Source organism: Pedococcus sp. P5_B7, from assembly GCF_054049895.1.
Genome location: NZ_JBFULM010000002.1, coordinates 496,617 through 509,623 on the forward strand (window position 1 = coordinate 496,617; position 13,007 = coordinate 509,623).

14 protein-coding genes are annotated in these 13,007 nt (G+C 72.0%); 5 read left to right on the forward strand and 9 right to left on the reverse strand.

The window, feature by feature from the left end:
• Positions 1 to 9: 9 nt before the first annotated feature.
• From ACXJKD_RS05210 to ACXJKD_RS05220, 3 genes are read right to left on the reverse strand one after another with little or no spacing between them, the layout of a single operon-like run.
• Positions 10 to 2,190: an acyltransferase family protein gene (locus ACXJKD_RS05210; protein WP_457253367.1), complete on the reverse strand. Its 2,181-nt coding sequence runs from the start codon at positions 2,188 to 2,190 to the stop codon at positions 10 to 12.
• Complete coding sequence (gene coaD, locus ACXJKD_RS05215) at positions 2,120 to 2,647, reverse strand: pantetheine-phosphate adenylyltransferase (protein ID WP_457253368.1); 528 nt, start codon at positions 2,645 to 2,647, stop codon at positions 2,120 to 2,122. Before coaD ends, ACXJKD_RS05210 begins: the two co-directional genes overlap by 71 nt.
• Positions 2,648 to 2,694: 47 nt before the next feature.
• Positions 2,695 to 3,252 (reverse strand): hemerythrin domain-containing protein, encoded by a 558-nt coding sequence (locus ACXJKD_RS05220; RefSeq protein ID WP_457253369.1) that lies wholly within the window; start codon positions 3,250 to 3,252, stop codon positions 2,695 to 2,697.
• Positions 3,253 to 3,415: 163 nt separating this feature from the next.
• On the opposite strand from ACXJKD_RS05220, the gene ACXJKD_RS05225 reads away from it, so the two are divergent.
• Together ACXJKD_RS05225 and ACXJKD_RS05230 are read left to right on the forward strand one after the other, a co-directional pair.
• A complete protein-coding gene (locus tag ACXJKD_RS05225; RefSeq protein WP_457253370.1) occupies positions 3,416 to 3,709 on the forward strand; it encodes a hypothetical protein in 294 nt (97 codons plus the stop codon).
• A gap of 45 nt (positions 3,710 to 3,754) precedes the next feature.
• Positions 3,755 to 3,919 (forward strand): pentapeptide repeat-containing protein, encoded by a 165-nt coding sequence (locus ACXJKD_RS05230; RefSeq protein WP_457254159.1) that lies wholly within the window; start codon positions 3,755 to 3,757, stop codon positions 3,917 to 3,919.
• Here the strand turns inward: ACXJKD_RS05230 and rsmD are convergent.
• The 4 genes from rsmD to ACXJKD_RS05250 all read right to left on the reverse strand — a co-directional run bounded on the left by rsmD (position 3,862) and on the right by ACXJKD_RS05250 (position 9,305).
• Positions 3,862 to 4,437 carry a 16S rRNA (guanine(966)-N(2))-methyltransferase RsmD gene (gene rsmD, locus ACXJKD_RS05235; RefSeq protein WP_457253371.1) on the reverse strand — a complete coding sequence of 192 codons (576 nt, stop codon included), beginning with the start codon at positions 4,435 to 4,437 and terminating at the stop codon, positions 3,862 to 3,864. The genes ACXJKD_RS05230 and rsmD overlap by 58 nt on opposite strands.
• Positions 4,438 to 4,462: 25 nt before the next feature.
• Complete coding sequence (locus ACXJKD_RS05240) at positions 4,463 to 5,239, reverse strand: alpha/beta fold hydrolase (protein WP_457253373.1); 777 nt, start codon at positions 5,237 to 5,239, stop codon at positions 4,463 to 4,465.
• Positions 5,240 to 5,340: 101 nt separating this feature from the next.
• The gene (locus tag ACXJKD_RS05245; protein WP_457253374.1) at positions 5,341 to 7,581 is read right to left on the reverse strand and encodes an ATP-dependent DNA helicase RecG; all 2,241 of its coding nucleotides are present in this window, start codon (positions 7,579 to 7,581) and stop codon (positions 5,341 to 5,343) included.
• 2 nt (positions 7,582 to 7,583) lie between these two features.
• The gene (locus tag ACXJKD_RS05250; RefSeq protein ID WP_457253376.1) at positions 7,584 to 9,305 is read right to left on the reverse strand and encodes a DAK2 domain-containing protein; all 1,722 of its coding nucleotides are present in this window, start codon (positions 9,303 to 9,305) and stop codon (positions 7,584 to 7,586) included.
• A gap of 170 nt (positions 9,306 to 9,475) precedes the next feature.
• On the opposite strand from ACXJKD_RS05250, the gene rpmB reads away from it, so the two are divergent.
• A complete protein-coding gene (rpmB, locus tag ACXJKD_RS05255) occupies positions 9,476 to 9,670 on the forward strand; it encodes a 50S ribosomal protein L28 (protein ID WP_056922510.1) in 195 nt (64 codons plus the stop codon).
• Positions 9,671 to 9,815: 145 nt separating this feature from the next.
• Here rpmB and thiL read toward each other — a convergent pair whose 3' ends face one another.
• Positions 9,816 to 10,781 carry a thiamine-phosphate kinase gene (gene thiL, locus ACXJKD_RS05260; RefSeq protein ID WP_457253377.1) on the reverse strand — a complete coding sequence of 322 codons (966 nt, stop codon included), beginning with the start codon at positions 10,779 to 10,781 and terminating at the stop codon, positions 9,816 to 9,818.
• 225 nt (positions 10,782 to 11,006) lie between these two features.
• On the opposite strand from thiL, the gene ACXJKD_RS05265 reads away from it, so the two are divergent.
• Both ACXJKD_RS05265 and ACXJKD_RS05270 read left to right on the forward strand, forming a co-directional pair.
• Positions 11,007 to 11,240, forward strand: coding sequence for an Lrp/AsnC family transcriptional regulator (locus ACXJKD_RS05265; RefSeq protein ID WP_056884115.1), 234 nt, complete (start codon positions 11,007 to 11,009; stop codon positions 11,238 to 11,240).
• Positions 11,241 to 11,253: 13 nt separating this feature from the next.
• A complete protein-coding gene (locus tag ACXJKD_RS05270) occupies positions 11,254 to 11,742 on the forward strand; it encodes a hypothetical protein (protein ID WP_457253378.1) in 489 nt (162 codons plus the stop codon).
• Here ACXJKD_RS05270 and ACXJKD_RS05275 read toward each other — a convergent pair.
• Positions 11,661 to 12,953: a glycosyltransferase 87 family protein gene (locus tag ACXJKD_RS05275; protein ID WP_457253379.1), complete on the reverse strand. Its 1,293-nt coding sequence runs from the start codon at positions 12,951 to 12,953 to the stop codon at positions 11,661 to 11,663. The two genes, ACXJKD_RS05270 and ACXJKD_RS05275, sit on opposite strands and share 82 nt — an antisense overlap.
• Positions 12,954 to 13,007 lie beyond the last annotated feature (54 nt).

A 13,007-nucleotide genomic window follows, 5' to 3' on the forward strand; every position in this document is an offset into this window, starting at 1 on the left:
CGGCGGGCTTCAGCGTGGCACAGCTGACGGGACGGCGCGCACCAGCGCCTCCCCCAGCACGGGGGCCAGGGTCCGCACGTAGGTGGCCGTGAGGTGGTCACCCGCGCGGTGGATCGACACGTTCCCGATCGCCACGGGGCACTCCTCCACCGGGCAGATCCACGGGGTGAGGTCGACCAGCGGGGTGCCTGACGAGGCCGCCGCCTCGCGTTGGGTGGGGAGCCCGCTCCCGGCCACCGCTGCAGCCCGGTCGAAGGCGCACCGGCTCAGCTGGTGGGGGTGGCGGGCGGTGCACACGTCGAGGTCGTCGGGCGACAGCGGGCTGTCCCCCAGCACCACGACGGACACCCCGGCCTCGCGCAGCTGCGACCAGCGGGCTGCCAGCCCGGAGACCAGGGCCGCCCGGGTGGCGTGGGCGCCGTCCCAGGCCGACGCGGCATACCCGGAGGTGAGGAGGAGGTCGGGCGGGTCCGTGCGCAACCGGTCGGCGACCCGCCGGTTCCACTCGTCGCAGGCCGGGTAGGGCCGGCCCTCGTTCTGGGCGTGGCCGGCGGCCAGCGCGCAGGAGGACTTGCCGTAGGTCACGATCCGCCAGCCACGGGCAGGAGCCAGCCGCTCCAGCGCGGGCAGCCACTGCATGGCCTTGGAGTCACCCACCAGGGCCACCGTGGTCGGGCCGTCGGCGACGCCGAACTCGCACGCCACCGGCTCCTCGACCAACCGGTCCACCTGGCAGCGGTCGACGTCGGCGGCGGGGCGGTCGGTGCCGGCGAGCTGCGGGTCGGGAGTGAGCCAGTCCCAGTCGTCGACGGCATACCTCGCGGGGTCAGTGCTCGGCGGTGACGAGAGGGTCGTGGCGCCCAAGGTGTCGACCGACGGTCTGGCGCCGGCCATCGGCGTCGTGCGGAAGGGCGACTCAGCGGTGACGAGCGGGATGGCCGCCAGCGCGCCCACGGCCGACAGGGCGACGCCGAGGGCGAGCACCGGCCGGGTGCGCGCGGCCAGCGCCCGGCTGTGGTGGATCGGGCTCTCGAGGAACCGGTGGCTCGCCCAGGCGGGCAGCAACGACACCACCAGGACCAGCACCCGCTGGGTCGTCGTGATGCCGTCGAGGGCCCACTCGGTCAGCACCAGCGAGGGCCAGTGCCAGAGGTAGATCGAGTACGAGAGCCCCCCGACCCAGACCATCGGGGCACTGCCGAGCACCCGGACCGGTCCGCCCGGGGCACCTGACCAGCCGGCGAGCAGCACCGCCGCGGCTCCCACCGTCGGGACCAGCGTCCACGGTCCGGGCGTGGTCGCACCGGCCGGCAGCCAGACCGCCGACCCGACGACAGCGGCGAGCCCCGCCCAGCCGAGCACGGCCCACGCGACAGTGCGGGTCCCTGTTCCCGCGCCCACAAGCCCTTCGGTATGCCGCGTGGCCGGCTCCCTGCCGGCGCACCAGACCGCGAGCGCCGCACCCACCCCGAGCTCCCACGCGCGGGTGGTGGTGACGAAGTACGCGCGGTCTGGGTCGACGTGACCCAGCCACACGGCATACCCGAAGGAGGGCAGCGCGATGGCGGCGAGGAGCCCACCCACGACCCCCACCCCGGCTCGGCGGCCCAGCCGCTTCATGACCACGGCGAGTGCGATCAGGGCGAGCGGCCACACGACGTAGAACTGCTCCTCGACGGCGAGCGACCAGAAGTGCTGTACCGGTGAGGGGATGCTGTCGGAGGCGAGGTAGTCGACGGCGCGGTGGGCGAACACCCAGTTCACGACGTAGAGCGCGGCCCCGGCGACGTCGGTGCCGATGTCGCGGCGCCGCAGCCCGGGCACGACGAACCACGCGACCAGCGCGGTCACGACGAGGACGAGGATCGCGGCGGGGAGCAGCCGCCGGATCCGCCGGCCGACGAACCGGGCCCAGCTGATCGTGCCGGTGGTGACGAGCTCCCGCACCAGGATGCCCGTGATGAGGAAACCGGAGATGACGAAGAAGACGTCGACCCCGAGGAAGCCGTTCGGGAGCGGCAGGCCTGCGTGGTAGAGCACCACCAGCAGGACGGCGACGGCGCGCAGCCCTTCGATGTCGGGCCGGAAGCGGGGCGTCCGGGGGTCCGTCGAGGTCAGGTCACCGCTCCAGCAGGCGCGCCAGCAGCGCGTCCCGGACGCGATCGCTGACCAGCCCGGAGATGTCGCCACCGTGGGTCGCGACCTCCTTGACCAGCGAGCTCGAGATGTGTTCGAGGCTTGGGTCGCCGGGCAGGAAGACGGTCTCGATCCCTGTGAGGTGACGGTTCATCAGGGCCATCGGCAGCTCGTAGGCGAAGTCGGTGCCACCCCGCAGTCCCTTGACGATCGCGCTCGCCCCGACCTCACGCGCGACGTCCACCAGCAGCCGGCCGGCGAACAGCTCGACGCGCACGTTCGGGAGGTCGACGCACGAGTCGAGGATGAGGTCGCGCCGCTCCTCGGGGGTGAAGGTGCCGCGCTTGGCCGGGTTGTGCAGGACGGCGACGACGACCTCGTCGTAGAGGGCCGCCGCCCGCCGGATGACGTCGGTGTGACCGAGCGTCACCGGGTCGTAGGAGCCGGGGCACACACACCGCCGGGCCCCTACCTGCACGGGCCCGGCCTGCGTGGTCTCAGCGCTGCTCACACGGGAACGCTAGCAGCGCGGCTGTCCCCGTCGAACTCCGTTGCCGGCTACTCGTCCTCCTCCTCGTCGGCGGGGAGGAGGCCCTCCTGGTGCGCCCGGGCGACGATCTTGCGGACGTTGGTGATCGACCCGGCACCCTCGTCGAGCAGCTCGTTGCGGCGGGCGGCCCACGCGACGCCGAGGTCCTGGCGGACCTGCTCCGACACGTCCTCACGGGCCGGGTTGAGGATCGTCTGCTCCTCCTCACCGATGTGGTGGTTGAGGGCCTTGGCGAGCGCCTCGACCGCGTGGTCGAACTTCTGGGTGTCGGTGCCCTTGCACTCCAGGAGCGCGAGCAGGGCCTCGTTGCCCTCGGCGTGCTCCTCCTCGCCGTGCTCGGCCTCGTGGGCGGTGATGGCGCGCTTGCTCTTCAGCTGGCTGTAGACCTTCTCCTCCTCGGCCTCGCCGTGGGCGATGAGCACGCTGGACAGCGTCTCGCGCGCGGTCTCGCGGTCGGCCGTGGCATCGCGCAGGTCTCGCAGGAGGGCCTCGAACAGGCGGTGGTCGTCGAGGATCAGCTCGACGACGTCGCCGTCGATGGGGCGGGGGATCTCGTAGGTCGTCATGCCCATACCCTCTCCCACCTGCGCTGATGTCACATCTCGGGGCTCGGTGAGACGGCTGGTCCCACCCATCGGACGCCCGTTTTGGTGTCCCTGCGCTGGGTGCGACACGGTGGAGGGGTCCTGACCTCGACGCCTGACTCATTGGCACAGAAGGAGAGCCCCCATGCTCACCCTGACCGAGAACGCCAGCACGATCGTGAAGACCCTCGTCGACCAGAACCTCAGCACCGAGGACGCTGGTCTGCGGTTCAGCCAGGAGGGCGTCGACTCCGGCGGCCTGACCGTCACCACCGCCGAGCAGGCGCTGCCCGGTGACGCCGTCGTCGAGCAGGACGGCGCGAAGGTCTACCTCGACGAGACCGCCGCCGTCGCCCTGGGCGACCAGGTGCTCGACGCCGCGGTGGACGAGACGGGCGGGGTGCAGTTCAGCCTCCTGCCCACCTCCCCCGCGGTCTGACCGACCCGGAACACTGACAGAGCCCGACCGCGGTGCGGTCGGGCTCTGTCGCGTCGTGCGTCGTTGCGTCGTGCGTCGTTGCGTCGTGCGTCGTTGCGTCGTGCGTCGTTGCGTCGTCCGTCGTTGCGTCGTCCGTCGTCCGTCGTCAGGCGTCAGGCGACGACATCAGGGGTGCGTGGCCCAGCGAACCAGATCTTCGTCTCGCCGTAACGGCGCTCGCCCTCGCGCTCCAGGGCCTCGGGCCAGGCCGGCTCCGGTGAGCGGGCCGAACGCTCGACGACCACGAGCGCGTCGGGAGCGAGCCAACCACCCGTCGTCAGCGCCGTGAGGTCGGCGGTGAGCGCCTCCTCGCTGAGCTCGTACGGCGGGTCGAGGAAGACCAGGGTCTGCGGCGCTGAGGGCGGCGTCGCCAGCACGCGCTGCACGGTGGCGTGCCGCACCGTGGCTCCCGGTATGCCGAGGGTGTCGGCGTTCTGTCGGGTCACCTTGGCGGCGGCCTTGTCCGACTCCACGAGCAGCACGGTCGCGGCTCCTCGGCTGGCCGCCTCGAGACCGAGAGCCCCTGAACCGGCATACAGGTCAACGACTCTCGCGCCGAGGAGCACCTCGAGGTGCTCGAGGCGCGAGAACAGCGCCTCCCGGACGCGGTCGCTCGTGGGCCGGGTGCCGGAGCCGGCCGGGGTGGCGAGCCGCATGCCTCCGGCGCGGCCGCTGATGATGCGCGTCACGGCGGCAAGGTAGCAGTGGCGTGGGTCAGGGTGCGTGCACCGTCGGGTCGTCGCGGAGCACGTCGAGCAGCAGCGCGATCACGGCGTCCGGGCGCTCGAGGGCAGGCAGGTGTCCGGCCCAGTCGAGCTCGACCGTCTCCGCGCCCGGGATCTGCTCGCCCAACAGCGCGGCCACCTCAACGAAGTGGTCGAGGTCGTGGGCTCCCGACACCACGACCGTGGGCACGGCGATGGTCGTGGGATCCACGTCGACCCGGCGCGGTTCGGGGCCGGGGTCGGCCTCGTCGGCAGCGAGCTGCACGTCGAAGGCCCGCTTCTGCATCAGCGTCAGGAGGGCCCGCGCCGCTGCATCGCCCTCGGGGCCGAGGAACGTGTCGACGTTGAGCGCCACCGCTCCGTCGACGTCCCCGGCCTCGAGCAGCCGGCCCTCCTCGGCGCCGAACGCCTTCACCAGCTCGGTCGGCTCCAGCCCCCGATAGGCGGTGCACATGAGGACCAGGGAGGACACCCTGGCCGGGTGCAGCGTGGTCAGCTCCATCGCCACACGCCCGCCGAACGACGACCCCACGACTGCGGCATCGACGACCCCGAGCGAGTCGAGCAAGGCGTCCACGTCGTCGGCGTCCGCGTACGGCCCGGGCGGCTGCGGGGTCTGGCCGAAGCCCCGCAGGTCGGGCCTGATCACCCGGAACGCGTGGGTCAGGGCCGGCGTGACGGCGTCCCACATCCTGCGGTCGGCCACCCCCGCGTGCAGCAGCACGACCGCGGGACCAGAACCTTGATCGTCATGCGAGAGCAGCATCCGTCGAGCGTATTGCGCCGCGGGCCAACCGCGCCCCTCTTTAAGGCGGCGTCGGCGCGGTGCTACGACACTGCTCGCTCCGGGCGAGCAGTGTCGTAGCACTAGCCACGGTCGAGGAAGGCTGCCTGCTCGGCGTCGACCCGCTCCGCGACGGCCTTCGCCAGCTCGGGGTGATCCGTGAGCTCTGGGTCGGCCGCCACCAGCTCGGCGGCGTCCTCCCGCGCCTGGAGGATGACCTCCTCGTCGCGCACCAGCGAGAGGAACCGGAAGCTCCCCCGACCCATCGCCCGTCCGGACCGGCCGCCCCCACTCTGCCGGCCGCTGAGGACGTCACCGGTGCCACGCAGCTCGAGGTCGAGGCGGGCCAGCTCGAAGCCGTCGTTGGTGGCCGCCACCGCCTCGAGGCGCTCGACCGACGCCTCCGCCTCGGACGACGTCATGAGCAGGCAGAGCCCGGGGTGGACACCACGCCCGACGCGCCCGCGCAGCTGGTGGAGCTGAGAGACGCCGAACCGGTCGGCGTCCACGACGACCATGACCGTGGCGTTGGGGACATCGACCCCGACCTCGATGACGGTCGTCGAGACCAGGACGTCGATGCGACCCGCGGTGAATGCGCTCATCACGGCGTCCTTGTCCTCGGGGGCCATCCGGCCGTGCAGGACCGCGATCGAGAGCCCCTCGAGCGCGGGGTTGGCACGCAAGGTCGCCTCCACGGCATACACGCTCGCCATCTCGCGCGGCGGTGCGGCGACCTCGCGCTCGTCGCCGTCGTCGTCCCCGGGGGCGACGACGTCGGAGATCTCCTCCTCGTCAGCCGTCCCCGCCGCAGAGCCGGCGGCCTGGGAGTCGCCGTCGCCGATCCGCGGGCAGACGACGTACGCCTGTCGACCCGAGCGCACCTCTTCCGCGACTCGCTCCCAGGTGCGCTGCACCCACCCTCCCCGGTCGGCCGGCACGACGTGCGTCGCGATGGGTGAGCGACCGCGCGGGAGCTCGGCCAGGGTCGAGGTCTCCATGTCGCCGAAGACCGTCATGGTGACGGTGCGCGGGATGGGTGTCGCCGTCATGACAAGCACATGAGGGGGCTGGGATCCCTTCTCCCGCAAGGCATCTCGCTGCTCAACACCGAACCGGTGCTGCTCGTCGACGACGACCAGCGCGAGGTCCTGGAACTGCACCTTCTCCTGGATCAGCGCGTGCGTCCCGATGACGATGCCGGCATCGCCGCTGGCTGCCTGCAGGAGGTTGTCTCGGCGTGCCGCCGTGGCCTGGCTGCCGGTCAGCAGTGCGACCCGCGTGCCGATGGCGCTGCCCCCGAGCAAGCCTCCCTCAGCGAGGTCGCCCAGCATCTGCGTGATCGACCGGTGGTGTTGCGCCGCCAGGACCTCGGTGGGCGCCAGGAGGGCCGCCTGGCCACCGGAGTCGACCGCCGCGAGCATGGCCCGCAGCGCGATGATCGTCTTGCCCGACCCGACCTCGCCCTGGAGCAGGCGGTTCATCGGCACGTCCTTGGCGAGCTCCTCGGCCAGGGTGGCACCGACCGCCTTCTGCCCGTCGGTCAGCTCGAACGGCAGTCGGGCGTCGAACGCCGCGAGCAGCCCTCCCTCCCGCGGAGTGCGCGCGACCGTGCGGTCAGCAGCCTGCCGTGCCCGCCGCTGGGCGAGGAGGGTCTGGAAGACCAGCGCCTCCTCGTAGCGCAGCCGCTGCCTGGCCCGCGGCACCTCGGGGAAGGCCCTGGGGACGTGGATGCCGCGCAGGGCCTCGAGCCGCCCGGGCAGCCCGTGTCGCCTGCGCAGGGTGGCAGGCAACGGCTCGGGCACGTCCTCGAGGTGGTCGAAGACGATCCGCACGCACTCGGCGACGGTCCAGTTCTGCAGTCCCTTGACCTGGAGGTAGACGGGGATCGGACCCCGGTCGGTGGCAGCGACGCCGAGGTCGCCCTCGACCAGCTGGTAGGCGGGGTGGGTGAGCTGCCACCTCCGGCCGTACAGGCCGACCTCACCCGCGAAGACCGCGCGGACACCCGGGACGAGGGCGTCCTTGTGCCCCCACGCCTTGAAGAACGCGATGTCGACCTCGTTGCGGCCGTCGGTGATGGTCACGTTGAGCATCTCGCCGCGTCGCTTCTGCATGCGCCGCGTCACGGCGGTCTTGACCTCGGCGACGGCCACGACGTACTTCCCGACGTGCAGGTCGGACAGGTCGGAGGTGTGCTCGAGGTAGCGACGCGGCCAGAACTCGAGGAGGTCGCCGACCGTCACGAGGTCACGGTGCTTGGCGAGGTTGCCTGCGGTCCGCACGCCGAGCAGCTTGTCCAGCTTGGTGCGCTCGTCGACCACGCCTACTCGACCCCGAGCAGCAGCGGGTAGTGCGGCTGGCCCCCGTCGATGACGCTGACCTCGACGTCGCGGTGTCCCCGCTCGATCCGCGCCCCCAGGGCCTCGGCAAGGCCCTCGGGCGCGTCGGCACCGGCGATCACGGTGACGAGCTCGCCGCCGCTGCTCAGCAGCCGCGCCACCACCTCGACGGCGACGTCCTCGAGGTCGGACCCCACGATGACGACGTCACCGGCCACGGCACCCAGCACGTCGCCGGCCTCGCAGGGGCCGGCGCTCGTGAGGGCCTGCTTGCTGGCGACGGCCACAGCCCCGTGACGGGTGGCCGCGGCGGCGTGCGACATCTGCGCGGCGTTGCGGGAGCCGGAGGCCGTCGCGTCGAAGACGGCGAGCGCCGCCAGTCCCTGCACTGCGGTCCGTGAGCGGACCACGTGGAGGGTGAGGCCCTCCTGCTCGGCGGCGCTGGCTGCCGCCTCGGCCGCCATCACCGTGTCGCCGTCGTTGGGGAGGACGACGACCTCGAGGGCATGCGCCGCGCGGGCGGCGTCGAGGAGCTGGCCCGCCGAAGCACGATGTCCGGGTCCGCTGGACACGACGACTGCACCCGCCTCCTCGAACACCGCGGCCAGCCCCGGACCTGCCGCACACGCCACGACGGCCACCGTGGCCGCCGGCGTCGCCCGACCGATCTGACCCTGGCCACCACCGTGAACGGCACGACCACCCCCAACATCAAAATGGGTGACCCGCACGCGGTAGGGGCGACCGGCGTCGATCCCCGCCTCCACGGCCGCACCCACGTCGTCGACGTGGACGTGGACGTTCCACAGGTCGGGCCCCCCGACCACCAGCAGCGAGTCGCCGAGCCCGTCGAGGGTCGACGTGAGGGTGGCCACCCGCTCCTCGTCGGTGTCGCGCAGCAGGTACATCACCTCGTATGCCGGCCCGCCAAGGACGAAGTCGCCCTCCCCGGTGGGCGCTCCCCCGGTGGCGCCGATCGGCTCGACCACCCCGCCGACCTGGCTCCAGTCCTCGCGGCGGCGCATCGAGTCGTCCGCGAACACCTCCATGCGCTCACCCACGTGCGTGCCGTCCTGGTGCACCACCCGTGCGAGCGCCTCGAGCAGCAGGAGGTAGCCCGCCGCGCCCGCGTCGACCACGCCGGCTCGCTCCAGCGCCGGGAGCTGGGCGGTGGTGGCCCGCAGTGCCTCGGTCGCGGCGTCGAGGGCGTCCTCGGCCACCGCCACGAGCCCGCGGTCGACTGCGGCCGCGCCAGCAGCGGCAGCCGCCCGAGCCACGGTCAGGATCGTGCCCTCGGCGGGGTGGGTGACGCTCGCGTAGGCCCGCTGGCTGGCGCGTTCGAGGCCGTCGGCGATGGTGTCGGCGCCGGCCCGGTCCTGCCCCGACTCGGCGATCGCCTCGGCGAACCCGCGCACGAGCTGGCTGAGGATGACCCCGGAGTTCCCCCGCGCGGTCAGCAGCAGCGAGCGGGCCAGCGCCGAGCACTCCTGCTCCAGGGTGGCCGCCCCGAGGATGCCGGCCTTCTCGTGCTCGGTGCGGACCGAGTCGAGGGCGGCGTCGAGACTGAGGTAGAGGTTGGTGCCGGTGTCGCCGTCCGGGACTGGGTAGACGTTGAGCGCGTCGATCTCGGCCCGCCGGGCGGCGAAGGCGGCGCGAGTGAGCACGGCCCATCGCCTCGCGTCCACGGCGGTGAGGGCTTCGAGCACGGTGGCAGGCTAGCCGCAGACTCCGTCAGCGGCCCCGTTTTGGCCGTTGCGCCACACCTCGGCTACGCTTGACCGGTTCCCGTGGACCTCTGCGTCGCTGGCCTGTGCCCGCGCGAGGAGACTCCACGGACCACCCCATTCTTGTACCAATCGATTTCAGGAGAACACCCGTGGCTGCCAACTGCGATGTCTGCGGCAAGGGACCGGGCTTCGGTCACAACATTTCGCACTCGCACCGCCGCACCAAGCGTCGCTGGAACCCCAACATCCAGCGCGTCAAGGCGCTGGTGGGCGACGCGGGCGTGACCCCGAAGCGTCTCAACGTCTGCACCTCGTGCCTCAAGGCCGGCAAGGTCAAGCGCTGACCCTGCCCCTGCGGCATACCGAAACAAGCCGATCTCCCACCGGGAGGTCGGCTTCTTTCATGCCCCCTAGCCCCGGAAGTATCGATTTTCCTGCTACGCCCGGAAGTATCGATTTCCTGCTACGCCCGGAGGTATCGATCTCCTGCTAGCCCCCGAAATGATCCCAGCCGCGCGGCTGCTGGACGGCTCCGTCGAAGGTGACGCCGTCGCCGGCCTCCACGACGCCGATGGTGCGCCAGCCGTCGGGGACAGACCCCGGGAAGGTCGCGAGCAGGCTGTGCTCCTCACCCCCGGCGAGCACGCACTCCCACGCGGCGTCGCCGACGACGGGCTCGAGGGCCGCGTAGTCGTCGAGGAGGCCCGTCGGGGACAGCGCGAGGCGCACGCCGCTCGCCTCGGCGACGCGGTGACCGTCGCGCAGCAGCCCGTCAGACAGGTCGATCATCGCGGTGGCGCCGGCGCGGGCAGCCTCTGGTCCGGCCGCCAGCGGCGCAACCGGACGCAGGTGGTGAGCCAGGCACGAGCGAGGTATGCCGTCCGCGACGGTCAGCGGGTCGGCGCCACCCTGGAGCAACGCCAGACCGGCCGCTGAGCGGCCGAGGGTGCCGTTGACGGCCACGACGTGCCCGGGGCGAGCGCCGCTGCGCAGCACCGGCTTGCGGTCGCCGAGGTCGCCCAGTGCGGTCACCGACACCAGCAGGACACCGGTCGGGGCCGAGGACAGGTCGCCGCCGGCGACGACGACTCCGGCCGCGGAGGCCCGCTCCCCCAGCACCCGGGCGAACTCCACCGCCCAGCCGAGCGGCGTGGCAGTCTCCGCCACCAGCGACACGAGGATCGCGGTCGACGTCGCGCCCATGGCGGCGACGTCGGCGAGGTTCTGCGTGAGGACCTTGGTCGCCACGTCGCCCGGCGTCGACCACTCGTCGAGCCAGTCACGGCCCCGCACCATCGAGTCGGTCGTGGCCACGGTCGCGGGGCCGGTGCGCAGGACTGCTGCATCGTCGCCGGGCCCGACCGACAGTGCTGCCGACGGAGGGAAGAACGGAAAGATCTCGCGCAGGAGCTCGGACTCGGAGACGTCAGCCAGGGTGCGGGCGGACGTGACCATGACTTGACCTCCTCGTGACGGGTCGGGGGAGACGGGCGGGACACGGGCACGGTAGCGTCTGGCGTGGCCGAGGTGCGCCCCGGCCGCGTGGTTCTCCGGGACTCATGGTCTCGGCAGTACCGCACTCGTCCGTCAAGAACATCCGTTCTGCTCAACAGCTGAACCTTTGAACAGCTGAGCCTTTCAACAGCGGAACCCTTTAACAGAACTGTGAGGTGCCACGTGGTGGTCCAGGCCTACATCCTGATCCAGACCGAAGTCGGCAAGGCGGCGTCCGTTGCCGAGGCCATTGCCGGTATTGCCGGTGTGGTCCTGGCCGAGGACGTCACTGGTCCCTACGACGTGATCGCCCGCGTCGAGGCCAACACCGTCGACGAGCTGGGCAAGCTCGTCATCGCCAAGATCCAGGACGTGCCGGGGATCACCCGCACCCTGACTTGCACCGTCGTCCACGTCTGAGCGTTCGACCGACGTGCGTCGCGCTGCCCGCCTGAGGGCTGCGCGCCCAGTCCGCACCACGACCACCGGCCTCCTCGTCCTCGGGGTGGCCGGTGGTCTGCTGTCTGCGTGCTCCGGCCTCGTCGAGGTCTTTCCTCCGCAGCACACGGCGGAGTGCGAGCCCGCCACCGCACAGTGGCCGGCCGAGGTCGGGGGTCAGGAGGGACGGGGCGTCGACGCCAACGGCGGCGTGAAGGGTGACGCGGCTGCCTGGGGCGACCCGGCCATCATCGCCACCTGCGGCTGGCCCGCGCTCGGCCCCACCGACAAGGAGTGCCTCGACGTCGACGGCATCTACTGGGTCGTCGAGCCGCTCAGTGACGGGGTGCGGTTCATGACCTACGGACGAGAGCCGGCGATCGAGGTCCTGATCCCCCACGCCTACGCACCCGAGCCGCTGCTGCTCCCCGCGTTCGGCCCGGCCGCGAAGGCGTTGCCCACCAACGGCCGCAACTGCGACTGATCCCCGACCTCGCCCGCCCCGGCGGCGAGGACGCGGCGTAGCCCGATGAACACCACCACGACGAGGATCGCCCACAACACTCCGCCGGCGATGACCTCGATCGGCCTGAACGGCTGGCCGTTGGCAACGCCGCTCCAGTCCAGGCCGTGGTTCCAGTCGGCATACACGGCGAAGAGGAACAGCCCGCCGAGGATGTTGTAGACGAGCGCGATCCTGGCCCGGAGGACCAGCGTGGCCGCGGCGGCCCAGGCAAGGTACTGCACGCCGAAGGCAGGTGAGAGGACGAGGAACGCGATGAGGCTGAGGGCAACGCACTCCATGGCGGCCCGCGGCCTGGTCCAGACCAGCACGGCCGGGACGAGCGCACAGCCGAGGAGGATCGCGTAACGCCCCGGCCCGATCAACCAGGCCGACATCGTGGGGAGACTGACCACATCCAGCATCTTCACCAGCCCCCATGGGCGGTCACCAACCCCCGCGTATCCGAGCACGTTGGTCCGCACGCCGTCCCACTCGGACACGAGGGCTGGCCCCCAGACGAGTGCGATGGTGGCGACGAAGCCGGCAGCCGCGCCAAGCAGGAGGCGAAGCTCCCGACGTCCCAGGAGCCACGCCGCCAGAGTCGGCAGCGCCACGATCGGGGCGAGCTTCACGCTGATGGCGAGCGCCAGGGCGATGCCGCCGAGCACCGCCATCCGCCGGTCGACCAGGAGGAAGGCCCCCAGCCAGAGCAACGTCATCATCAGGGGGTCGGTGTTGCCGTGGTAACCGGACACCAGAAGGAGGATGGGACTGGCCGCGAGGGCGATCCCTGCGACCGTCGCCGCTGCCACCGACTTGCGTCGCCGGAGGATCTCGAACAGGACCAGCGCACCCACGACATCGCTGATCGCGGTCGTCGCCCGCAGGGAGAACTGCAGGGGCACGCCGATGCGCTCCAAGGCGGCGAGGGCCTCGAGCAGGTACCCGACCAGCGGCGGATGGTTGTACTGCGTGACGTCGCGGGTGGAGAAGTCGATGGCGTACACCCCCACCGGCCCCTGCTCACGCACCCCGTCGGCGAACGCCTTCCAGGCACCCATGTCCTGGGTCCCGCCCGTGCTGGCCGCGAGCGCGAGCTTGGCGACCAAGGCGAGGAGCGCCGCCACCACCACGGCTCGCCGGCCCGTGGCGGGCGCCAGGGCTGCACGGCTGCCGGGTGGATGCGTCACGGAGGGAGCGTAGGCCCCAACCGGGTTGCACCTGCGTCAATCCCGGGTCGATCG

Coding starts and splice junctions, on each gene's coding strand:
- ACXJKD_RS05220 (WP_457253369.1), bottom strand. CDS start 3,252: ATGACGACCTACGAGATCCCCCGCCCCATCGACGGCGACGTCGTCGAG.
- ACXJKD_RS05225 (WP_457253370.1), top strand. CDS start 3,416: ATGCTCACCCTGACCGAGAACGCCAGCACGATCGTGAAGACCCTCGTC.
- ACXJKD_RS05240 (WP_457253373.1), bottom strand. CDS start 5,239: ATGCTGCTCTCGCATGACGATCAAGGTTCTGGTCCCGCGGTCGTGCTG.
- thiL (WP_457253377.1), bottom strand. CDS start 10,781: ATGGTCACGTCCGCCCGCACCCTGGCTGACGTCTCCGAGTCCGAGCTC.